Origin of the sequence: Pseudoalteromonas sp. MelDa3 (assembly GCF_002863625.1) — a bacterium.
Taxonomy (GTDB): domain Bacteria; phylum Pseudomonadota; class Gammaproteobacteria; order Enterobacterales; family Alteromonadaceae; genus Pseudoalteromonas; species Pseudoalteromonas arctica.
In genome coordinates, this window is the sequence record NZ_PJBR01000033.1 from 14932 (window position 1) to 36242 (window position 21311).

Genomic DNA, 21311 nt, shown 5'->3' on the forward strand with positions numbered 1-21311 from the left:
ACAATTAAATAAAATTATGGAATAATGGATTTAATTTTTCCCTGCTATTTCAGTTCCTAGAGGAATTTTTCATGTCAATTATCGATTCAGTGGCAACTAGCTACGTTGAAACATTAAACCGTCATCAAGCATTATTTGAAACGATGGAAGCTTATCATCAAGAATCTATGCAACTGTTAGAAGCATGCCACAGTGCATTACAAGCTGGTGGTAAGATTGTTTGGTTTGGTAACGGCGGTAGTGCAGCCGATGCGCAGCATTTAGCAGCAGAATTTGTAGTGCGTTACAAATTAGAACGTGGTCCGCTTGCCTCTATGGCATTGACTACAGATACATCAATTTTAACAGCACACAGCAACGATTATCACTTTGATACGGTGTTTGAACGCCAAGTTCAAGCGCTATGTAAGCCAGAAGATTTAGTGATAGGTTTAACCACATCAGGTACTAGTAATAATATTAACTTAGCATTAGAAGCTGCAAATAAACTAGGCGCTTTTACAGTGGCATTAACTGGGCGTGATGGCGGTAAAGTAAAAGATATTGCTAAGTTACCTATCATTATAAAAAATGACGAAACAGCACGTATTCAAGAAGCTCACATGTTTATAGGTCACTGGTTATGTGAAGCCATGGATATGGTTGTTGCGGAGCAGCAGTAATGGATTTATCGTTATTAAAAAACTTATCAGCGGCACGAATATTAGTTGTTGGCGACGTAATGCTAGACCGTTATTGGTATGGTGATACAGGTCGAATTTCGCCTGAAGCGCCAGTACCTGTTGTTAAAGTAAGTAAATTTGAAGACAAAGCGGGCGGCGCAGCTAACGTTGCAAAAAATATAGCGCGGTTAGATGCAAAAGTTGGCTTACTGGGCTTAATTGGTGAAGATGAAAGCGGGCAGATTTTAGAGACTATTCTAAAAGGTGAAAAAATAAGTTCACAATTAGTCAGTGTATGTGATTTACCGACTATTTCAAAAATGCGTGTTATTAGCCGCCATCAACAACTGGTTCGTCTTGATTTAGAAGAAACATTTACCGAGCAACACAGCCAACTTTTATTAAACCGTTTAGAGCTTGTACTTGATGAATACGATTTTATTGTGTTCTCTGATTACAGCAAAGGATCTTTAAGCTTAATTAAAGAGATGGTAAGCCTTGCTAAGGGCGCCGGAAAAACGGTTTTAATCGACCCTAAATCGCCAGACTTACACTTATACGAAGGTGCTGATTACATTACGCCTAATTTACATGAGTTTAAGTTAGCGGGTGGTCAAACCGATTCAGAAGAAGCTTTAGCAGCAAGTGCACGTGATTTAATTAGCAAAAATGGCATTAAAGCCATGTTGCTTACGCGTTCTGAGCAAGGTATGTCGTTAATTAATGCAGATGAAAAGTTTGATTTTGCAGCACAAGAACTTGAAGTAAGTGATGTGACTGGGGCTGGTGATACGGTTATAGCTACACTCGCGGTTATGCTTGGTGCGGGCATGGAACCTAAAGATGCTGTCGAAATTGCTAACTTAGCGGCAGGTATAGCGGTTAGTAAATTTGGTGCAGCTACTGTCTCGCCAGAAGAGTTAAGTCGTAAGCTTGGTCAGTATTTACATACTACTGGTGAGCATTACCAAACACCATTTGATGATGTACTTCAGCATATTGAATTTGCAAAACAAAACGGCGAAACCATTGTATTTACTAATGGCTGCTTTGATATTTTACATGCTGGGCATGTGCGTTATTTAGCACAAGCTAAAGCCCGAGGCGATAGACTCGTTGTTGGATTAAATAATGATGAATCTATTACGCGTTTAAAAGGGGCCGATCGTCCTATTAACCCACTAGATGAGCGTGCAATGGTACTTAGCGCACTTTCATCAGTTGATTGGGTTATTCCGTTTGGCAGTTTAGATGAAAACGATACTCCCGCTAAATTAATTGAGCAAATAAGCCCTGATATTTTAGTTAAGGGTGGCGACTACACCGTAGAGCAAATAGCGGGTGCTGAGCATGTAATCCGCCATGGTGGGAAAGTTGAAGTGCTTGAATTTTTAGATGGATGCTCAACATCAAAAGTAATTAGTAAAATTAAACAGTAATTACTGATTTAGTTTGCTAAAAAATACAAAAAAGGGATGAAAACACTGTTTTCATCCCTTTCTTACTTTTAATACGTTACTTTATTAAAAGTAACGTATTAAAAGTTATATTCGTACTTAGCAAATGCAGAAGTATCGTTTTCAGCGCCGTCATTGTTAGACGCAAAAGCACCTAAAGTAACGCGGCCGCCCATAGAAAGCATTCTGTAACGTACTTCTAGTTGTTTAGAGTTAACCCCAGTTTTAGTGATGGTATTTCCTAAGTCAGGATTGTTAGGATAACGATCGCGATTGTCACTATTATAATCAACACTGCGCAGTTTTACCTGCCAATCATTACCATTTGACAGCTGGCCTAATAAAGTTAAAACAACTGATTGTGCATCATTATCGTATGTTGAGCCAATAGTGCGACCATGGTAGCGGTAACCTGATCTATAAGTATCATGCTCGTAGTAGCAGCTTTCAATCGTTGATTCAACTTGGCATGAAACACTGGTATCTATATATTCGATATTTACCAATATATTTTGATGGTATATACGCTGTGTTGTTTGCATACCAAATAAATAAGCTCTGTCGGCTGGCTTAAACTGTGAACTGGCATCTTCTCCAATAGTACTGGCATACACAGCATAAGGTCGGTTGAAAAGTGTATCTGACCAACGAATATCGATCCCCCCTAGCTGATTACCTATTTTTGACTCTAACTGGCTATCACAACTTTCATTACCATCAGTGCAAACTGCTTGCCCCGTAATTATATCAATAAAATCGCCTGCAGAGCTTGGTTGTTCGTCACCTGCCCATTGTGCAGACAGACTAAGTGCAATTTCTAGTTGTTGAATAGGGCGAAAATTAATACGAGTACTCCAAAGCAAAGCATCAGGTATAACACGTGTAGATTCAAGTTTTGCCATTTGGGCTGTAAAGCTCCATTGACCAATCCAGCTTAACCATGGTGTTTCAAAAGCTGTACTTTTTTCTCTTGTTACACTTAGTGCAGGTAAAGGTTTCGCATTACCTGACATAATTAAGCTATTATCAACACCAGGTCCCCAAAATTGTTCAACAGCACCGGCTCTAAAAATCCAGTTACCTAAACGGTAAGCTAAGTAACTATTATCAAGTGAGGTATCGTTACAATCGGTTAAAGCTTGCTCGTTGGTTTCAATGTCATCTATCGTTTTTCCATCAACTAAGCACTTCTTACCGTCTTTTCTATAATTTATAGCTACTTTAGCTGCAAAGTTATCGCCTAAATAAGCGTAAGCTGCTGAAAGCTCTGTTTCTTGGGTATCAGTTGCACCAAAACTTGTTGCTATGATTGGATCTGTGGCTGAAAAAGCTGATAATTGAAGACTATGTGAGCTACTATTCTCTGATTTATAACGGTGTTTAACGCGTAGTAAAGCATCTTGTAAGCTTGAAGATAATTGCTCGAGCGGCATACTTTCAATATCGTTTATAAAACTTTTCCACATAAGCGGATAGGTAGTTACAGGGGCTAAAATAACACCGGCATCAGCTAATTGTTGAATATCAGCTCTTAAGCCATAATCATCGGGTTTTACCCACGGCTCAGCATTAACTGATGCGCTCATAGCGCAAAAAAGAGTAGAAAGTAGAAAAATTCTGTTTCGCAAAGTTCAGATCCTTGTGATTAAGATTGCGGCTAAGTTTATCAATCTAAGTCTGCTATTGCAGTAAATAATCAAATTTATAGAGTTAATTTAATATATTAAAATGTAACCTGTCTATCGTAATAAGTATCTGATTGATATACTGGAGCTCAAATAGGACATTGAGAATGCAATGAGCAACAAACGACTTTTATTTATTCCAGTATCATCACCAGAAGGCATTGGTGAATATATGCGCTCGTTGTTGTTGGCTCAAAGTTTAAAGGCAGAACTTGCAGATTCTCTCGATATTCGCTTTATATTAAATAAGCATACAAGCTACGCAAAAGATTGTCCTTTTGAAGCCACACTACTCGAACACTCAGCGACTAAAGAGCTTGATTCTGTTTGCGACTTTATAGAGCAATTTAAACCTGATGTCGTTGTTTTTGATTGTGCAGGACGTGCAGGGCATATGAAGGCGGCTAAAAAGGTAGGCGCTAAAGTTATATTCATTTCTCAGCATGCAAAAAAACGTGCTAAAGGCTTAAAACTTAACAGAATTAATTTAATTGATACACATTGGGTTGTACAGCCTGATTATTGTATTGAGCCACTTACATGGGCTGAAAGTACGAAGTTAGACATGTTTCCCTTGGCACATCCTCGTAATGTAGGTCCTTTTGTTACATTTGCCTCTTGCGCGCAAAAACGTGATGTTTTAAATCGCTATAAATTAGTACCTGAAGGCTATTTTATTGTTAATGCCGGCTCAGGCGGGCATATATTAAATAATATTAATTGTGCTGATGTTTACTTTAAAGCCGCGCTTAAAATTACTAAGCACACTGGTTTAAAAGCAGTTGTTGTGTTTGGTCCCAATTATAAGAAAGCCATTCCGAAAAGCGATGAGGTTACTTGTTTAGCAAGTCTGCAAAGTACTGATTTTTTGGCATTAATGAGCCAAGCTAAAGTCGCATTACTTAGCGGTGGAGATACTTTATTACAAGCAATTGCCGTTAAAACTCCCGTTGTGGCATGTGCTATCTCAAAAGATCAAAATACACGTTTAGATCGTTGTGTTAATACAGGTGTTGTAATTAAAGCAAATTTCGATGTTGATGAAATCATAACAAAAATAGCTCAAGTTATTACTGAGCCTTTTTATAGTAATTTTATTGATAAAAATAACCAGCTTGATAATTCAAATAGTTATGATGTAATCACTAATGGCATAAAAAATATGCTTATAGAGGAGCGCTAATGAATATAGTGATTGTAATTGATTCCCTAGTGGGTGGTGGTGCTGAAAAGTAATGCTTACCCTTGCTGAGGAAATGGCCAAGTTACAGTACTGAATCACTATTTTGTTTCTTGCTAACTCTATTGAATATAATATCCCTGAAGTACTTAACGTGGAGAGTTTATTCGCACATAGGGCATCAAAAGTAGATCGATTTTGGCAGCGTAAAAATAGCATTTTAACACTACAAACTTGGTTTGAAAAAAAACAAAGCGAGATTGGCAATATTGATCTAGTACTTTCTAACCTTGATAGAAGTAATAATTTACTTGCGCGTAGTAATATCAAAAATGTTCACTTTGTTATTCATAACTCTGTCAATGCAGAACTTGCACGTCAAAAAAAGTTAGGTCCATTTTCATATTTATACCTTAAAAAAAGTAAGCAAAACTTAAATGGTAAATCACTTATTTGCGTATCAAAGGGGGTTGAAAAAGAAATAACACAAGGGGATTTAATTAACCCAAGTGCAATTGCGACTATTTATAACCCGTTCGATTTTGAAAAAATAAACCAACAAGCAAATGAGCAAAATAACAATATCCCAAATGAGCCCTACTTAATTCATGTAGGAAGACTTGCCAAACAAAAGCGCCACGATATATTATTTGCAGCCTTTGCAAAGCTCGATAAAAAATACAAGTTAGTCCTTTTATGTAATAAACCGGCTAAAGCGTTAAAGCTTGCACAGCAATACGGCATAGAAAAACAGTTAGTAGTGCCTGGATTTCAACAAAACCCGTATAACTGGATTAAACATGCTAAAGCTTTAGTGTTGAGTTCTGATTTTGAAGGACTTCCAACAGTATTAATTGAAGCTTTAGCAGTGGGTACTCCGGTAGTTAGCACTAATTGCACATTTGGCCCAAGCGAGATATTAACAGGCGAGCTAAGTAAATATTTAGTACCTGCTGGACAAAGTGAGGCATTAGCCAATGCTGTTAAGTTGGTACTAACTGACAAACCTAATCTAGAAAACGCTGAAATTCTAAAACAAGTACAGGCAGAGCAGGTCGCTCTGCAGTATTTAGCCTTGGCTGACTAAGTTAACTTATATTAGGTTAACTTATATTAGTAAGTGCTTTGAGGTAGTTGCTATGCAGAGTTTGCCAGTCAGTCGCTTGCCAATTAAATGACTCGTTTCGACCTTGTTCTTTTAAAAATGAGCGCTCAAGACGTGCCATATTACTTTGTTGCCACTGCACATTAGGTGTTTTTATTTCACCTCTATCAAAGTCGATAATATACACATCACCAGTATCATCAAACAAAATGTTATTAATGTTTAAATCGGCGTGATACACACCTTTTGAATGAAATAGCGCGATTGTTTTAGCTATGCGCTCCAACTCATCTTCGGTCAATGGGCGTTCAATTAATACATCGAGTACACTTTTAGCGCCTTTAACAGCCTCGGTAATAATATCACCACGATAAATTAATCCGCTGCGGGTTACTTTAGCTGCAATAGGGGGTGGTACGTTTAAACCAAGCTCTATAAGTTTACTCATTAAGCTAAACTCTTTATACACACGGGTTTGTTCAAGTCCTGGGTATAAATATTGATCGCTTAGCAATTTACCTACTAAGCCACCGCGCCAATAATGCCTAAGTACGGCTGTTAATTCGTCTTGCTTAAAAAACCACGCAGTTGCTCGACCTTTTTTAGCGCCCACAATTTTATTTTGTTGTTGCCAATAATTTGCATCAAACCAATCGAGGGTAATTTGGCTCGTGTATTTAGGGTGGCTTAATACAGTGTGATTGCCTTGCACGTGTTGTTTAAACATAGCTCTGCGTAATTGCTAAATAATGTGCCTATATTAGCGCGTTTTAAAGCTGAGGATAAGTGCTTGCAATAGCGTGATTATAATTTAAGATCGGCTTTTGTATTTAATACCTAAGGGAATGTGTGACTCAAGCTCCTAACTATTCATCTATTTGTATATTAAGACTCTCAGCCATTGGTGACGTATGTCATGGTGTGAGTGCTGTACAAGCTATTCAAAAAGCACACCCTAATGCAAAAATTACGTGGGTTATTGGCAAAATAGAAGCCATGCTACTTGCCGATTTACCGGGTGTTGAGCTGGTGGTATTTGATAAAAAACAAGGCAAAGCAGCGCTTAAAAGCTTAAAGCAACGCTTTAAAGGTCAACAGTTTGATGTACTACTTAACATGCAAGTTGCATTAAGGGCTGGGTTTGTAGCGCGCTGTATTCCGGCAAAAGTAAAAATAGGCTTTGATTGGGCGCGTTCAAAAGAATTGCACAGCTTGTTTATTAATAAACGAATAGCCCCACAAGCTCAGGCGCATGTGCTTGAAGGCTTTAAAGGTTTTGCAAAAGCCATTGGTGTAGCTGATTATAAGCCGAGTTGGAACATGCCATATACCGAGCAAGACCAAGCGGTTGCCGATGAGCTACTAACACCAAAATACCTAACTAATAAACTATTTGTAATATCGCCAGCAGCAAGTAAAGCACAGCGCAATTGGCTCGCAGATCGTTATGCCGCATTGGCTGATTATGCAAATGAGCAAGGCTTTAAAGTTGTATTGACGGGTGGTCCAACAGAACTTGAAATTAACCTAGCAAATAGCATTATTAAACATAGCAAAACACCTATTTTAAATTTAGTTGGCAAAACGAAACTCAAAGAATTGTTGTGCGTGTTAAAGCGCGGCAGCTTAGTGCTCGCGCCCGATACAGGCCCTGCACATATGGCGGTAACGGTTGGTACGCCGGTTATTGGTTTATATGCACATTCAAACCCAGCACGAACAGGTCCTTATTTATATCAAGACTACGTGGTAGAGGTTTATCATCAAAACTTGCTTAAGCAAACCGGTAAAACGGCTAAGCAAGTACCGTGGGGTAAGCGCGTAAAAGGCGATGATTTAATGAGCCAAATTACAGTTAATGACGTAAAAGCGATGTTTGACCATGTTGTACAAAAAGAGTCTTTGTAATGAATGTACAACAAAAAAATAAAGCGCTTTTTTTAGATCGAGATGGCGTAGTAAACGTTGATCATGGTTATGTGTATCAAAGCGATAAATTTGAATTTATTGAAGGTGTTTTTAGCACTTGTAAAGCATTTTATGATGCGGGCTATAAAATCATAATCGTCACTAATCAATCTGGAATTGGTCGAGGTTATTACACCGAAGCTGATTTTTTAGCACTAATGCAATGGATGAAAGCCCAATTTAGCGATCACAGTATTGAAGTTACCGATGTGTACTTTTGCCCTCATCACCCTAAAAAAGCGCACCCTGAATATTTGAAAGAGTGCAGTTGCAGAAAGCCTGCGCCAGGTATGTTATTGCAAGGCATACAAGAGCATAACATCGACCCTGCTTGCAGTATTATGGTGGGCGATAAACTCAGTGATATGCAGGCTGCGAAAAAAGCAGGGATCACTACCCGCGTTTTAGTGCGTTCAGGTCAAAGCTTTGATGAAAGTGCCAAGCAAGAGGCTGATTTAATTATCGATTCTATAAACAGTTTACCTGCGCTTTTAAAGACATAAATAAACTAAACAGATTAGCCTGTAAACTGGCAGGAATTCCTTCCAGTTTAGGGCGTTTGCGACGAACTGCAAACCGTGCATTTTCCCCATTAAACTTTTACAATACCCCCCATAATAAACAGTCGCTTAAATGTGGTTGTTTACCCGTTCAAATAAATGGAGAACACAGATGAGAGCATCTGCTTTTTTTAGCCAGCTACAACAGCAAATTGAAGACGTAAAAACCGAAGGTTTGTATAAAAGCGAACGTATTATTAAATCTCAGCAGCAAGCTCAAATCGAAGTTGCGTCAGGTAAAGTAATCAACTTTTGTGCTAATAACTACTTAGGTTTAGCTAATAGCCCAGAGCTAATTGAAGCTGCGCAAAACGGTTTAAATAATCATGGTTTTGGTGTTGCGTCTGTTCGTTTTATTTGTGGTACGCAAGATATTCATAAAACACTAGAGAAAAAAATCAGTGAGTTTTTGGAAACAGAAGACACCATTCTATATTCTTCATGTTTTGATGCAAACACCGGTTTGTTTGAAACTATTTTAGGCGCAGAAGACGCTATTATTTCTGATTCATTAAACCATGCATCAATTATTGATGGTGTACGTTTGTGTAAAGCCAAGCGTTTTCGTTATGCAAATAACGATATGGCTGATCTTGAAAAGCAACTTATTGCAGCAGATGAAGCCGGCGTTAAAACGAAACTAATAGCTACTGATGGCGTGTTTTCTATGGACGGCGTTATTTGTAATTTAGAAGCCGTGTGTGACCTAGCCGATAAATACGATGCACTTGTAATGGTTGATGACTCTCACGCAGTTGGCTTTGTTGGCGAAAACGGTAAAGGTACACCTGAGTACTGTAATGTATTAGACCGTGTAGATATTATCACCGGCACATTAGGCAAAGCGCTGGGTGGCGCTTCAGGTGGTTATACATCGGGTAAAAAAGAAATTGTTGAATGGTTACGTCAGCGTTCACGCCCATACTTGTTCTCAAACTCATTAGCGCCTTCAATTGTTACTGCATCGATTAAAGTACTTGAAATGCTAGAAAGTGGCGGCGAGCTTCGCGCTAAACTTTGGTCAAATGCTAAATATTTCCGTGAGCAAATGGAAGCTGCTGGTTTTACGTGTGCGGGTAAAGATCATGCAATTATTCCAGTAATGCTGGGAGATGCAAAAGTAGCCTCGTTAATGGCTGATAAGTTACTTGTTGAAGGTATTTACGTAACCGGTTTTTCATTCCCAGTAGTACCAAAAGGGCAAGCGCGTATTCGTACACAAATTTCAGCGGCGCATAGCATTGAGCAACTTGATATTGCTATTGATGCATTTACCCGCATTGGTAAAGAAATGGGCGTTATTTAATTTTATTTTAAACCGAAGCCTTGCTTCGGTTTTTTAGTTGAGTGTGAATTATGAAAGCATTATCTAAATTAAAAGCAGAACCGGGCATTTGGATGACAGATGCGCCAAAGCCAGAAGTCGGTCATAACGACTTACTGATTAAAATTCGTAAAACAGCTATTTGTGGTACCGACGTACATATTTACAAATGGGATGAATGGGCAAGCAAAACTATTCCTACTCCAATGGTTGTTGGTCACGAATATGTTGGTGAAGTCGTTGATATGGGCCAGGAAGTTCGTGGCTTTAAAGTAGGCGATCGCGTATCGGGTGAAGGTCATATTACATGTGGGCATTGTCGTAACTGTCGTGCTGGGCGTGTACATTTATGCCGTAATACAACGGGTGTTGGCGTAAACCGTGAAGGTGCATTTGCAGAGTATTTAGTTATTCCTGCATTTAATGCATTTAAAATTCCAGATAATATTTCTGACGAACTGGCTTCAATTTTTGACCCGTTTGGCAATGCAGTTCATACCGCATTATCGTTCGACTTAGTTGGCGAAGATGTACTTATTACTGGTGCCGGCCCAATTGGTATTATGGCTGCGGCTGTAGCAAAACACGTTGGTGCTCGCCACGTCGTTATTACCGACGTAAACGAGTATCGTCTAGACTTAGCCCGCAAAATGGGTGCATCACGTGCTGTAAACGTGGCAAGCGAAAAGCTTGAAGATGTAATAAAAGACTTAGGTATGACAGAGGGCTTTGATATTGGTCTTGAGATGTCAGGTGTGCCAAGCGCTTTTAATTCAATGCTTAATAACATGAACCACGGCGGTAAAATTGCCATGCTAGGTATTCCACCATCTGATATGGCAGTTGATTGGAACCAAGTTATTTTTAAAGGTTTAGTGATTAAAGGTATTTACGGTCGCGAAATGTTCGAAACGTGGTACAAAATGGCAAGCTTGATTCAATCTGGTCTTGATTTGAACCCAATCATTACACATCAGTATTCTGTGGATGACTTCCAAGCTGGCTTTGATATGATGATTTCAGGTCAGTCAGGTAAAGTAATTTTAAACTGGGATTAGTTCCTAACTAAATTACAAGAAGGGCGGCTTTAGCCGCCTTTTTTATACTATTAATTAAAGAGACTTCAATGGCATTTAAACACATTTCTATAGCGCAAACGTTAGAACTTCTAGATAAAGAAGACGTTGTAATTGCAGATATTCGCGATCCAAATTCGTATCAAGCTGGTCGTATTCCAGGCTCAGAAGCACTTTCTAACGGTAATATTGCACAATTTATGATGGAAAAAGAATTCGATCAGCCAATTATTATTGTGTGTTACCACGGTATGAGCTCTCAGGGCGCAGCTAGTTATTTAGTTGAGCAAGGCTTTGAAGATGTTTACAGCATGGATGGCGGTTTTACTGCTTGGGAAGCGTCTTATAGCGAGAAAGTAGAACGATGATAGAGCTTGGCAGTTTAAATAACCCACGCGCCGCACAAGGCTTTATAGATTATTTAAAAAGCCAAGGCCTAGATGCAAAGATACACTCAGCAGATGGCAGTAATGTCATTATTAGCGTGACTGAGGAGGACTTTCATCAAGTTCAGCCTTTATGGGTTGAGTTTACACAAAACCCTAATCATGAAAAATACCAGCAAGCATCTTGGGATGTAGGCAGCACACAATCGCCGCTTAAATATCAAGGGCAATCACTTAATCTTATGGCGCGGTTTAAAGCGCTTAGCTGGCTTAACCAAACTGTTAGCATATTGAGTATTGTTATTTATGTCGCTTTTTTATTGGGTGGATTTGATGAAATTTATACAGTTCTGCAATTTAATCCATCACAACCACTAAGCTGGCTAACTCCCGCGCTTGTGCATTTTAGCGCGATCCATATTGTGTTTAATTTAATTTGGTGGATGTCGCTTGGCGACAATATCGAAAAGCAATGCGGAAAACTCAGCTTAATAGGTTTGTTTTTAGTGACTGCGCTTATTAGTAATTGGGCGCAATACCTAATGGTTGGTCCCAACTTTGGCGGTTTGAGTGGCGTAGTATATGGGTTACTTGGTTTTTGTTGGATTCATAGCTTTTTAAATCCGAACAAACCTGCGCTGGTTAGTACGGCTATTGTTGGTTTTATGTTGATTTGGTTAGTGCTTGGGTTTGCAGATGTATTGTTTGTAGGTATGGCTAATTGGGCCCACTTAGGTGGATTAGTTAGCGGTATGGCTTTTGCCTACACCGCCAAAGTATTTAACGCAAAACGTTAAATACTAATGATATAAATATTTAGTGAACAAGACTTCACGGATGATCTCTTGTCCTGTTTCTTCTTTTAAGAGGCTTTTTAGTTTTTCGGCGCACTTTGCGCGTATTTCTTCACGGCCAGTAAGGGATTTTATTTTTTCTTCAGGCTCTTTAGATAAAATCTCTACTAGGGCATCACGTAGTAATGGCGTGTGGTGCTCTACTACTGCAATATCTGAAGTGTCATTAAGCATTAAATCAATAGTTACACGCACATAGCCCATTTTTTTACTTGATGCGCCAATGTAGTTGGTGATTATATCGGGCTCAAAACCAAAATAACCAACTGTAGATTCAGCACGAGCTGTAAAGCTTATGACACTTACAAAGAACGTAAAAAGACCTGCGTATACTATTTTTTTCATATTTAAAGCGTTTCTTAAAACTTGTTACAAATAGTTTATACTTAATAGTGGGTAATAAACAGCGCCAAGCTATTATTTATGGTTATAAAACATCACTTTTTCAAAAGCTTTGGCAATGGTATCATCTCGTTGTTTTTTATTTTGTTGAGCTATTGTGATTACTTATCCTCTGTCTATATCTGCTAATTGGCAGTCCACTTCATATGTAAGTGACTTATCTCCTCTAGAGCAAGAATGGCTTTTTGAACCTAATTCTTTAACTGCTAAATTAAAAAGTAAATCACAAATTTTTAGTGTAAGAGTATTAAGCGAGCAGTTATTTACTTTAAGCCTAGAGCAAAAGTTATTACTAAACTGTAGCGCTAAAACAGCGATTAATCGAGAAGTACTCTTATTGTGCGATAACAAACCTGTGGTGTACGCACAGAGCTGGCTTCCTAAAAATGATTCGATCAATCCTTTGCACAATATGGGTGAACGACCTCTTGGTGATGTGATTTTTCAAGACCCAGCACTAAAACGAACGGATATAGAAATTGCTTATTTTGATGCCAAGCACCCCGTTCAGCAATTAGTTGCAAAATTAAACCTACCCGAAAAAAACTTACTAGGCCGTCGAAGTGTATTTGCACTCAAAGAATATAAATTTTTAGTGTGTGAAGTGTTTTTACCAGGAGCATATTTATACTCATGAAATTAGCCGCTTTAAAGCCAAAACATATTTCTTACTATATACAGCTAATGCGTATAGATAAGCCCATTGGTACCTTGTTATTACTTTGGCCAACATACTGGGCTTTATGGCTTGCTAATAGTGGGATGCCGAGCTTACTCAACTTTATTATATTTACGCTGGGCGTTGTTGTTATGCGAAGTGCAGGATGCGTAATTAATGATTTTGCAGATAGAAAAATAGACGGCTCTGTAAAACGCACAGCTCAGCGGCCGCTAGCTTCAGGGAGGGTTAGTAGTGGTGAAGCACTTAGCCTATTTTTACTACTAATAGTTATTGCGTTTATTTTAGTATTAATGCTTAGCGTTAATACTATTTTGCTTTCTTTTGGGGCTTTGGCTTTAGCCTTTTGCTACCCTTTTATGAAACGCTATACACAATTACCACAAGTTGTTTTAGGGGCTGCATTTGGTTGGGCTATTCCAATGGCCTATATGGCTTCAATAAATGCATTACCGCAGCAGGCATGGTTATTATTTATAGCCAACATTTGCTGGACAGTCGCTTATGACACTATGTATGCGATGGTTGATAGAGATGACGATTTAAAAATAGGGGTAAAATCAACCGCTATTTTATTTGGTAAATTCGACCGCCACATAATCTTTTTACTTAATGCTGTATTTATAGCGCTGGTTGCGTTTATTGGTATAAGTAATCATTTAAGTGTCGCGTTTGGCATTGGTTTGAGTGTAGCTGCTGGTTTATTGGCATATCAACAAACGCTTATTCATAAACGTGAAAGAGATGCCTGCTTTAAAGCGTTTTTAAATAATCATTATGTGGGCTTGGCTATCTTTATAGGGTTATTACTTTCATACCCAATAGCATTTTAAAGCCTTAATAAAGGCTGTTAAAATTCTCTATTTAGAGCTATCTGGGTGGATCAATAATGCCGCTAATAGAGGCGTTTTTTCTAAACCATCCAGCAATAGAATAGCGTTCGTCAACTGCAGGAAGCACTTCATGAGCAAAACGTTCGCTTTCAAACATAACCAATGTGCCAGCAGTTGGTTTAATGGTTATTTCTACTTCTTTACTTTTAGGTTTATATATAACAAGTTCCCCACCTTGCTCTGGCGTATTTAAATAAAGCACCGTTGTAAATACACGATTAGATCGACCTTTAAATGCATCTAAGTGTTTTTTGTAAAAATCACCCAGTGTATATTTTGCATAATGGCATTCGTAATCAAATAGCCCCATAAAAAAGCTACGATTTAACGTGGTTTTTATACTTTGCATTATTGCTTGATACGTAAGCTGTGCTTGAGAGCTGCCGTCAAACCAATAGGTTTTGTCAGTGCGAATAGTTTTATCTATTTGTAAATTATTTAATCGACCAATACCGGCAAGGCTAAAGTGGGGGTTTATACGGTGACAATCTGCAACTAAATCGTTAACTAAATCGGCAATAAGCGCGTTATGAATTACGGTGTATCCTTGGCGTTCTATATCATCTAAATAGACACCAGGACCAAAAAGTGTGTTCATTCACATCAGCTGTTTAAAAAAGGTGCGACAGTGTAGCCGAAAAGCGATTTAAAGCTACTGTTTATTGTGCCGCACTTTTTCAAAAAGAAGGGTTAGTTAAATGCAGCTCCCGCTTTTTTTATAAGCGACAACAAGTGTTCTACATGTTCGGTAATAGACGTTTGTTGGCTTGTCTGTACAACGAGTTGTTCGTGATTTAAATCTTTATTTGTTTTTAGTTGCACGAGTTCAGAGTTCTCTGCGATTGTGTTCGCATGCTCAATGCTTGCTATAGCAAAGTGATCTGATTTAACTACACCAGCCATTACTTGCTCAATGCTACCCACTTTAATACTTGATGATTTATTTAAAGAATCAATTGCTTCATTAAGCATAGTTTGCACTTGTTTAGATTGAGAGAAGCAGCCAAACATAGGGTAGCTATCAAGATTTTGCTTACTTATATCGTTTTTATGTGCAAGAGGGTGATTTTTTGAAACAAATAATACAAGCTGATCAGGTAAGTGAATGTCACTGCCAATACTATTAATAGCTTGAGAGTATACACTTATGTCTATTTCACCTTGTTGGAGTCTGCGTGTTAGCTCTTGTTGATCTTGTAACTGCATTTCAATTTTTATATGAGGATATTGAGCTAAAAACTGTCCACAAGAAATAGGTACTATGCTGCTTGCCTTATTGGTATAGCCAATAACAAGTTTTTCATTAGCATTACCGTTTACTGATTGAAAAATCCGTTTTTTCGTTAGCTCAAGTTCCGATAGAGTCGTTTTAGCATATTCAAGGAAAAGTTCGCCTTCAGGCGTTAATTTAACAGAACGAGTTGAGCGTTTTACTAACTCATATCCCATTTCATTTTCAAGTGTTTGAATGCTGCGCGTTAGCGCTGAAGTACTAATTTGGGTTTGTTCAGCTGCTTGTCTAAAGTGACGTAATACACCAAGTGCTACAAATTGCTCTAATTGTTCAAATCTCACTTTATAGTCCCTTTTTATAAGTAAGTCGCAGATACCACGGATATCAAATATATTAATTTGTATTCTAAAGTTTAGTAAAATTCTATATTGAAATACGGTTGCAAGTTCATACGTGTTTCCAGCAGGATACCACCCTTTTAGTATTAATTAAAGAGGAAAGCGACCAAATAGTATTACTTTTTTAATTGATAACTAGTTGTTTATTGTGTTTTGTCTATATTTTTGCAATTAACTATCTAGGCAAAGTTATTTTAACTCAGTGGGTTAGTTAGGAGATTGGAATTTAATTGTTCTAATTAATAAAAAAGTACGCCCCAAGATAGGGCGCACATATAACATGATTATGACAAATAATAGGGTGTTTTATCTATAAGAGTTTATTTTACAAAATTTCTATTTATTCGGCTGCTTAATGGTTTATTTTCAATGCTTTGTAGTTCTATTTCAATCGCATCACAAGAAATATGTATTTCGAATAAAGACGTTAATAACGATAAACTTAAGCAAGCTAAGCTAATGCCAAATAAAATAATCCCTGTGGTATTAAATTCAATAAATAAAGCAAACATCGAAAATGTACACAGTAAAAAAGAGGCTACGCCGTATACCTGCATTGTTCTGATTAAGTTTATTCGTTTACGTAAGTTAGTGATTTGAGCGACTACAACAGGTCGGATAGATTCACCTTCGCGCGCATTTAACTCCCTAATTAATTGCGCTAAAACTAAAAATCGGTTTGTATAGGCTAATAATAGCAGCGATATGGCCGGAAAAAGTAAGCCCGGGGTTGTAAGTGTCATGTTTATTCCTTAAAAGTGCAGCATGCTAATAATTTAGCGTAGGATATTATTAACACAAAATAAATGAGGTGAATATTGCAAAATATTAATAATAAAAATTCAACTGATAGCTCTTTTCAATGGGTTACAATTTATAAAGCCGAAAATACCCTTGAAGCTAATATTATTAAAGGTTTAATACAAACCAGTGGCATCGAATGCAAAATAAAAGGTGAGATGCTCCAAGGCGCATTGGGAGAAATTCCATTTGATCAAGCACAAGTTAGTGTGCAGGTTTATGCGATAAAAGAGCGCCATGCGCGCCAAATATTGTTAAACTATCAACAAGTAAAACAATCCGCTCCAGATTGGGTATGCCCTAACTGTAATGAGCATAATGGATCAACATTTGATTTTTGTTGGTCGTGTGAGACGTTAAAGAATGACTAAAGCAAATAATTTTCAGCGTATTAGAGAGCTTAACTATTTACAAAAAGCTGTTTTAGCAAGTGCTTTAATAGAGCGAATGCTGCCAAATTACGGTTTATTTAGCGAAGCAACGGGGTTTGGTGATGAAACCTTACTTCGTAATTCGCTTAATGTTTGTTGGGAAAAAATATTACTGCCTAAAAGTAAAATAGATCTCGAAAAACAAGTTGAAAAAATAGAACCGAATGTTCCTGAACTTGCTGATTTTGATATGTTTGGTACTTACCCTGCTATTGATGCTGCAACGTCTTTACTTAGCTTAATGCATGGTTTAATGGCGCAAGATGAGCAAGAGTTCATTAGTGTCAGTAAAATATCTCAAGCAACAGTGGCCCGCTTTATTGAATATCAAATGACGGTTGAAGGTGAGGTTGCAGATAACACGGCCGTTAGAGAGCATCCATTAATGCAATACGAAATTGAAGTATTAGGTGAGCTAATTGATTTTGTAGAAAATATGGGGCGTATTACCTCTGATAGCGTGAAGGCACTTAAAAAGTTTGCTCTAGAAGATGGCCAAACAAATATTGGCCTTACGTTATAAAAACAGCGAAGTGAAATTTTAAAGGCAGGAGAAGTACAGTGCGAATTTTAGGCATTGAATCGTCATGTGATGAAACAGGTATTGCAATATACGATGACGAAAAAGGCTTGTTAGCTCATCAATTATACAGCCAGGTAAAAGTACACGCTGATTATGGCGGTGTAGTACCGGAACTTGCATCGCGCGATCATGTTCGTAAAACGCTACCACTTATAGACGCAGCTTTTGCACAAGCGGGTTGTGGCCCAGAAGACTTAGATGGCATTGCTTATACTGCAGGCCCAGGTTTAGTTGGAGCATTATTGGTAGGTACTTCTATTGGTCGTTCATTAGCATACGGTTGGGATATTCCAGCTGTTGCTGTTCATCATATGGAAGGACATTTACTTGCTCCGATGCTTGAAGAAAATATTCCTGAGTTTCCGTTTATTGCATTGCTTGTATCGGGCGGTCATACCATGATGGTTAAAGTAGCGGGTATTGGACAATACGAAGTACTAGGTGAGTCAGTTGATGATGCCGCAGGCGAAGCCTTTGATAAAACGGCTAAGTTACTTGGTCTTGACTACCCTGGAGGTCCGCGCTTAGCTAAAATGGCTGAACAAGGCGTTGCGAAGCGCTTTATTTTTCCTCGCCCGATGACTGACAAACCAGGTCTTGATTTTAGTTTTAGTGGTTTAAAAACTGCAGCATCAATCACTATTCGTGAAAATGACGACGACGATCAAACTAAAGCTGATATAGCGCATGCATTTCAAACAGCGGTTATTGATACGCTCGTTATTAAGTGTAAGCGTGCGCTTAAACAAACAGGTATTAAGCGTTTAGTAATCGCCGGTGGCGTAAGTGCAAATACACAGCTTCGATTGCAGCTTGAACGCGTAATGAAAGGTATGAAAGGCGAAGTGTTTTATCCGCGTACTGAATTTTGTACCGACAATGGTGCAATGATTGCTTATGCTGGAATGCAACGCTTAAAAGCCGGTCAGTTTGCAAGTCTTGATATGAAAACAAAACCTCGCTGGCCAATAGATAGCCTTGAGCCGATTTAATGACTCATATTTTAGATATTTTTGTTTTCATCAGTGGGTGCTTTTTTAGCGCCTACTTTTGGTTCTTCCCCACTAAATAATCTAATAATATTAGTACGGTGACGAAATATAATTAACAGCGTGATAAAAGTAACGGGAAGAGTATAAAGTGGTTTTATTAGCCATGTATATAAGGGCGCTAAAGATACAGCTACAAGTGCCGCAAGTGATGAATAGCGTGTTATTGCCACTATAACTAACCAAGTGCATACAAGTAAACCAGCCAATGATAAGCCAATAGGTAATAATGAGCCAAATGCCGTTGCTACGGCTTTACCGCCTTTGAAGCTAAAAAACAGTGGGTACATATGACCTAAACAAGCTGCTACTGCGACTAGACCAAGCTCTAAAGGTTCAACTTCTAAAAAATAAGCCCCCCATACTGGAATAGTGCCTTTTAAAATATCAAACACTAAAACCAAGCAAGCCGGAAATGCTCCGCCTAATCTATAAACATTTGTAGCCCCTGGGTTGTTAGAACCACTATTACGAGGGTCAGGGAGTTTGAACAACCGCGACACTAAAATAGCCGACGAAATCGACCCAAGTAAATAAGCTAAAACAAACATTAAAGTGGCTAACACACGCTTCCTTATTTTTTAATTGCTATACCAATTGATAGTACTTTTAAGCTATTATTGGCAGCAAAATTTATCGTGAAAATTATTAACAGGCTATTTAATAGCTAGTTTGGTTATTTTGCTATTGTAGAAGTTATTTTCACATATTTAAACACTGGCTAAACCATATACAGTATTAATTTTATTGATGCTTTGTATAGTTGCTTAGTCGTTTGTTGTTATTTGGAGTATCAATGGATAAGGTTTTTATATCTCAATTGCACGTCGACACTATTATTGGAGTGTACGACTTTGAAAAAGAAAGTAAACAGAGCCTTTATTTTGATATTGAAATGCTTAGTGATATTAAGCCTGCAGCCGAAAATGACGATATTAATTTAGCACTGGATTACTCAAAAGTAAGCGAACGCGTTATTAAGCACTGCACTGCAAAACCTGTTGAGTTGCTAGAGACTTTGGTTGAGCAGTTGGCTGAGATTATTTTAAGCGAGTTTAATACGCCACAAGTTACTATAAGAGTAAGTAAACCTGCAGCAGTAGCACAAGCACAAACTGTGGGTGTTGAAATTACACGTGTTAAGGCAACTGACTAAATGGCTCAAATTTATATCAGCCTAGGGTCAAATATAAATAAAGCGCATTATATACAATGTGCATTAATTGCACTTAAGCAGCACTTTGAGCACATTGTGCACTCGTCTGTTTTTGAAAGTGAAGCAGTTGGGTTTGCTGGCAATAATTTTTATAATTCAGTAGTTGGCGCTACAACTGATATGTCGCTTGCTGATGTATGCGCTTTATTAAAACAAATAGAGCGTGATAATGGGCGTACAGCGAACGATAAAAAATTTAGTCCACGAACGCTCGATTTAGATTTACTGTTTTATGATGATGTAACTTGCGATTCCCCAGCGCAATTACCACGTGATGAAATAACTAAAAATGCATTTGTATTACAACCTCTGAGTGAGGTTGCCCCAGATTTTTATCATCCTGTAGCTAAGCAAACGATTGCGCAGTTATGGAATGAATATAATAACCCTCAACAAAAGCTATGGAAGGTGGAGTTTTCTAACCTATGAGTATTATCGAAATAATTATTTTAGCCCTCATACAGGGATTTACTGAGTTTTTACCAATATCGAGTTCTGCGCACTTAATTCTCCCATCGCAAATTTTAGGCTGGGAAGATCAAGGGCTTGCGTTTGATGTAGCAGTACATGTTGGTACTTTAATAGCCGTTGTTATTTATTTTCGCAAAGAGGTCGTCGACATACTCAGTGCGTGGTTTAAATCCTTTGGAGCACAAGGTACTACTGATGATAGTAAGCTAGGTTGGTGGATAATTTTAGGCACTGTGCCTGCCGCTATTTTAGGCTTACTTTTAAAAGACTTTATTGAGTTATACCTGCGAAGCGCTTGGGTTATTGCTACTACCACCATTGTATTTGGTTTATTGCTTTGGTACGCGGATGCAAAAGGGAAACAAATTAAAACTATTTATCAGCTCAATTGGAAAACGGCACTTATCATTGGTTTCGCACAAGCTGTTGCAATGATCCCGGGTACTTCTCGATCAGGTATCACGATGACAGCTGGTTTAATGTTGGGTATGAATAAGCAAAGCGCAGCGCGTTTTTCGTTTTTACTAGCGATTCCGATTATTTCTATGATGGGGCTTTATTATATTGCAGAGCTTGCACTGGGTGACCATGTAGTTGATTGGAATACATTATTGCTTGGTGTGGTGCTATCGTTCTTATCGGCTTATGCATGTATATTTATGTTTTTAAAAGTAATAGAGCGAATGGGTATGTTGCCATTTGTAATATATCGTTTATTACTCGGTGTCGGTTTGATTGTATTTTTAACGCTATAAACAAACTTAATTAGTAAAACTAAAAAAAGCACCTTTAGGTTAATGCCGATCAGTTAAGAAAATGACCGGTTGACCGATCCAAACGATCATGCAAAATCCGTAGTTAGGAAACTAACTACGGATTTTTTGTGAATATAGAACA

At 38.1% G+C, this 21311-nt stretch carries 24 protein-coding genes and 1 pseudogene; 18 read left to right on the forward strand and 7 right to left on the reverse strand.

The annotated features are described in order from the left end of the window. Positions 1-71: 71 nt before the first annotated feature. Both CXF89_RS08785 and hldE read left to right on the forward strand, forming a co-directional pair. Positions 72-662 carry an SIS domain-containing protein gene (locus tag CXF89_RS08785; protein ID WP_002961065.1) on the forward strand — a complete coding sequence of 197 codons (591 nt, stop codon included), beginning with the start codon at positions 72-74 and terminating at the stop codon, positions 660-662. Further along, the gene (gene hldE, locus CXF89_RS08790) at positions 662-2101 is read left to right on the forward strand and encodes a bifunctional D-glycero-beta-D-manno-heptose-7-phosphate kinase/D-glycero-beta-D-manno-heptose 1-phosphate adenylyltransferase HldE (RefSeq protein WP_121954382.1); all 1440 of its coding nucleotides are present in this window, start codon (positions 662-664) and stop codon (positions 2099-2101) included. Before CXF89_RS08785 ends, hldE begins: the two co-directional genes overlap by 1 nt. 98 nt (positions 2102-2199) lie before the next feature. Here hldE and CXF89_RS08795 read toward each other — a convergent pair whose 3' ends face one another. Then, on the reverse strand, positions 2200-3705 hold the full coding sequence (locus CXF89_RS08795; protein WP_121954383.1) for a capsule assembly Wzi family protein: 1506 nt from the start codon (positions 3703-3705) through the stop codon (positions 2200-2202). 211 nt (positions 3706-3916) lie between these two features. Between CXF89_RS08795 and CXF89_RS08800 the strand changes: the two genes are divergently transcribed. Both CXF89_RS08800 and CXF89_RS08805 read left to right on the forward strand, forming a co-directional pair. Then, positions 3917-4987: a glycosyltransferase family 1 protein gene (locus CXF89_RS08800; RefSeq protein ID WP_121954384.1), complete on the forward strand. Its 1071-nt coding sequence runs from the start codon at positions 3917-3919 to the stop codon at positions 4985-4987. Continuing rightward, positions 4987-6071 (forward strand): annotated as a pseudogene (locus tag CXF89_RS08805) (glycosyltransferase). The gene CXF89_RS08800 and the pseudogene CXF89_RS08805 overlap by 1 nt, the downstream one beginning before the upstream one ends. Before the next feature lie 16 nt (positions 6072-6087). Here the strand turns inward: CXF89_RS08805 and CXF89_RS08810 are convergent. Next, positions 6088-6816, reverse strand: a complete 729-nt coding sequence (locus CXF89_RS08810) for a 3-deoxy-D-manno-octulosonic acid kinase (RefSeq protein ID WP_121954385.1) — start codon at positions 6814-6816, stop codon at positions 6088-6090. 122 nt (positions 6817-6938) lie between these two features. On the opposite strand from CXF89_RS08810, the gene CXF89_RS08815 reads away from it, so the two are divergent. The 6 genes from CXF89_RS08815 (at position 6939) to glpG (ending at position 12200) form a co-directional block, all read left to right on the forward strand. Next, on the forward strand, positions 6939-7997 hold the full coding sequence (locus CXF89_RS08815) for a glycosyltransferase family 9 protein (protein WP_121954386.1): 1059 nt from the start codon (positions 6939-6941) through the stop codon (positions 7995-7997). Continuing rightward, positions 7997-8560 carry a D-glycero-beta-D-manno-heptose 1,7-bisphosphate 7-phosphatase gene (gmhB, locus tag CXF89_RS08820; RefSeq protein WP_121954387.1) on the forward strand — a complete coding sequence of 188 codons (564 nt, stop codon included), beginning with the start codon at positions 7997-7999 and terminating at the stop codon, positions 8558-8560. Before CXF89_RS08815 ends, gmhB begins: the two co-directional genes overlap by 1 nt. Positions 8561-8729: 169 nt before the next feature. Beyond that, on the forward strand, positions 8730-9923 hold the full coding sequence (locus tag CXF89_RS08825; RefSeq protein WP_024611251.1) for a glycine C-acetyltransferase: 1194 nt from the start codon (positions 8730-8732) through the stop codon (positions 9921-9923). A 50-nt stretch (positions 9924-9973) separates the two neighbouring features. Continuing rightward, positions 9974-10999 carry an L-threonine 3-dehydrogenase gene (gene tdh / locus CXF89_RS08830; protein WP_007584716.1) on the forward strand — a complete coding sequence of 342 codons (1026 nt, stop codon included), beginning with the start codon at positions 9974-9976 and terminating at the stop codon, positions 10997-10999. A gap of 68 nt (positions 11000-11067) precedes the next feature. Then, entirely contained in the window at positions 11068-11385 is a 318-nt protein-coding gene (gene glpE, locus CXF89_RS08835) for a thiosulfate sulfurtransferase GlpE (RefSeq protein WP_007584717.1), read from the forward strand. Further along, a complete protein-coding gene (gene glpG, locus CXF89_RS08840; protein WP_024591461.1) occupies positions 11382-12200 on the forward strand; it encodes a rhomboid family intramembrane serine protease GlpG in 819 nt (272 codons plus the stop codon). The genes glpE and glpG overlap by 4 nt, the downstream gene beginning before the upstream one ends. A 3-nt stretch (positions 12201-12203) precedes the next feature. On the opposite strand, the gene CXF89_RS08845 is transcribed toward glpG, so the two are convergent. Further along, positions 12204-12602 (reverse strand): flagellar basal body-associated protein FliL, encoded by a 399-nt coding sequence (locus CXF89_RS08845; protein WP_007584719.1) that lies wholly within the window; start codon positions 12600-12602, stop codon positions 12204-12206. Between the two features lie 154 nt (positions 12603-12756). Between CXF89_RS08845 and CXF89_RS08850 the strand changes: the two genes are divergently transcribed. Both CXF89_RS08850 and ubiA read left to right on the forward strand, forming a co-directional pair. Next, entirely contained in the window at positions 12757-13296 is a 540-nt protein-coding gene (locus tag CXF89_RS08850) for a chorismate--pyruvate lyase family protein (RefSeq protein WP_024591462.1), read from the forward strand. Further along, complete coding sequence (gene ubiA, locus CXF89_RS08855) at positions 13293-14171, forward strand: 4-hydroxybenzoate octaprenyltransferase (protein ID WP_121954388.1); 879 nt, start codon at positions 13293-13295, stop codon at positions 14169-14171. Before CXF89_RS08850 ends, ubiA begins: the two co-directional genes overlap by 4 nt. A 37-nt stretch (positions 14172-14208) precedes the next feature. Here ubiA and CXF89_RS08860 read toward each other — a convergent pair whose 3' ends face one another. The 3 genes from CXF89_RS08860 to CXF89_RS08870 form a co-directional block, all read right to left on the reverse strand. After that, entirely contained in the window at positions 14209-14829 is a 621-nt protein-coding gene (locus CXF89_RS08860; RefSeq protein ID WP_121954389.1) for a 2OG-Fe(II) oxygenase, read from the reverse strand. A 92-nt stretch (positions 14830-14921) separates the two neighbouring features. Next, positions 14922-15806 (reverse strand): LysR family transcriptional regulator, encoded by an 885-nt coding sequence (locus CXF89_RS08865; protein WP_007584725.1) that lies wholly within the window; start codon positions 15804-15806, stop codon positions 14922-14924. 377 nt (positions 15807-16183) lie between these two features. Continuing rightward, positions 16184-16606, reverse strand: coding sequence for a DUF2721 domain-containing protein (locus CXF89_RS08870; RefSeq protein ID WP_007584730.1), 423 nt, complete (start codon positions 16604-16606; stop codon positions 16184-16186). Between the two features lie 75 nt (positions 16607-16681). Here CXF89_RS08870 and CXF89_RS08875 point away from each other — a divergent pair, with 75 nt between their 5' ends. Genes CXF89_RS08875 through tsaD form a run of 3 tightly spaced genes read left to right on the forward strand, consistent with a single transcriptional unit; the run spans position 16682 to position 18670 of the window. Further along, complete coding sequence (locus tag CXF89_RS08875; protein WP_007584731.1) at positions 16682-17035, forward strand: putative signal transducing protein; 354 nt, start codon at positions 16682-16684, stop codon at positions 17033-17035. Continuing rightward, positions 17028-17618, forward strand: a complete 591-nt coding sequence (locus CXF89_RS08880) for a YjaG family protein (protein ID WP_007584732.1) — start codon at positions 17028-17030, stop codon at positions 17616-17618. Before CXF89_RS08875 ends, CXF89_RS08880 begins: the two co-directional genes overlap by 8 nt. Before the next feature lie 38 nt (positions 17619-17656). Further along, positions 17657-18670: a tRNA (adenosine(37)-N6)-threonylcarbamoyltransferase complex transferase subunit TsaD gene (gene tsaD, locus CXF89_RS08885; RefSeq protein ID WP_010554406.1), complete on the forward strand. Its 1014-nt coding sequence runs from the start codon at positions 17657-17659 to the stop codon at positions 18668-18670. Positions 18671-18681: 11 nt separating this feature from the next. Here the strand turns inward: tsaD and plsY are convergent, their stop codons facing one another. Beyond that, the gene (plsY, locus tag CXF89_RS08890) at positions 18682-19293 is read right to left on the reverse strand and encodes a glycerol-3-phosphate 1-O-acyltransferase PlsY (RefSeq protein WP_007584736.1); all 612 of its coding nucleotides are present in this window, start codon (positions 19291-19293) and stop codon (positions 18682-18684) included. 230 nt (positions 19294-19523) lie between these two features. On the opposite strand from plsY, the gene folB reads away from it, so the two are divergent. From folB to CXF89_RS08905, 3 genes are read left to right on the forward strand one after another with little or no spacing between them, the layout of a single operon-like run. Further along, on the forward strand, positions 19524-19883 hold the full coding sequence (gene folB / locus CXF89_RS08895) for a dihydroneopterin aldolase (protein ID WP_007584738.1): 360 nt from the start codon (positions 19524-19526) through the stop codon (positions 19881-19883). After that, positions 19884-20372 carry a 2-amino-4-hydroxy-6-hydroxymethyldihydropteridine diphosphokinase gene (gene folK / locus CXF89_RS08900; protein WP_007584740.1) on the forward strand — a complete coding sequence of 163 codons (489 nt, stop codon included), beginning with the start codon at positions 19884-19886 and terminating at the stop codon, positions 20370-20372. After that, positions 20369-21169 (forward strand): undecaprenyl-diphosphate phosphatase, encoded by an 801-nt coding sequence (locus CXF89_RS08905; RefSeq protein ID WP_121954390.1) that lies wholly within the window; start codon positions 20369-20371, stop codon positions 21167-21169. The genes folK and CXF89_RS08905 overlap by 4 nt, the downstream gene beginning before the upstream one ends. Positions 21170-21311 lie beyond the last annotated feature (142 nt).

Excerpts from the sequence above, each read along its gene's own strand:
- CXF89_RS08785 (WP_002961065.1), top strand. The coding sequence starts at position 72 with ATGTCAATTATCGATTCAGTGGCAACTAGCTACGTTGAAACATTAAAC.
- hldE (WP_121954382.1), top strand. The coding sequence starts at position 662 with ATGGATTTATCGTTATTAAAAAACTTATCAGCGGCACGAATATTAGTT.
- CXF89_RS08795 (WP_121954383.1), bottom strand. The coding sequence starts at position 3,705 with ATGAGCGCATCAGTTAATGCTGAGCCGTGGGTAAAACCCGATGATTAT.
- CXF89_RS08800 (WP_121954384.1), top strand. The coding sequence starts at position 3,917 with ATGAGCAACAAACGACTTTTATTTATTCCAGTATCATCACCAGAAGGC.
- CXF89_RS08810 (WP_121954385.1), bottom strand. The coding sequence starts at position 6,816 with ATGTTTAAACAACACGTGCAAGGCAATCACACTGTATTAAGCCACCCT.
- gmhB (WP_121954387.1), top strand. The coding sequence starts at position 7,997 with ATGAATGTACAACAAAAAAATAAAGCGCTTTTTTTAGATCGAGATGGC.
- CXF89_RS08825 (WP_024611251.1), top strand. The coding sequence starts at position 8,730 with ATGAGAGCATCTGCTTTTTTTAGCCAGCTACAACAGCAAATTGAAGAC.
- tdh (WP_007584716.1), top strand. The coding sequence starts at position 9,974 with ATGAAAGCATTATCTAAATTAAAAGCAGAACCGGGCATTTGGATGACA.
- glpE (WP_007584717.1), top strand. The coding sequence starts at position 11,068 with ATGGCATTTAAACACATTTCTATAGCGCAAACGTTAGAACTTCTAGAT.
- glpG (WP_024591461.1), top strand. The coding sequence starts at position 11,382 with ATGATAGAGCTTGGCAGTTTAAATAACCCACGCGCCGCACAAGGCTTT.
- CXF89_RS08845 (WP_007584719.1), bottom strand. The coding sequence starts at position 12,602 with ATGAAAAAAATAGTATACGCAGGTCTTTTTACGTTCTTTGTAAGTGTC.
- ubiA (WP_121954388.1), top strand. The coding sequence starts at position 13,293 with ATGAAATTAGCCGCTTTAAAGCCAAAACATATTTCTTACTATATACAG.
- CXF89_RS08860 (WP_121954389.1), bottom strand. The coding sequence starts at position 14,829 with ATGAACACACTTTTTGGTCCTGGTGTCTATTTAGATGATATAGAACGC.
- CXF89_RS08870 (WP_007584730.1), bottom strand. The coding sequence starts at position 16,606 with ATGACACTTACAACCCCGGGCTTACTTTTTCCGGCCATATCGCTGCTA.
- CXF89_RS08880 (WP_007584732.1), top strand. The coding sequence starts at position 17,028 with ATGACTAAAGCAAATAATTTTCAGCGTATTAGAGAGCTTAACTATTTA.
- folB (WP_007584738.1), top strand. The coding sequence starts at position 19,524 with ATGGATAAGGTTTTTATATCTCAATTGCACGTCGACACTATTATTGGA.
- folK (WP_007584740.1), top strand. The coding sequence starts at position 19,884 with ATGGCTCAAATTTATATCAGCCTAGGGTCAAATATAAATAAAGCGCAT.
- CXF89_RS08905 (WP_121954390.1), top strand. The coding sequence starts at position 20,369 with ATGAGTATTATCGAAATAATTATTTTAGCCCTCATACAGGGATTTACT.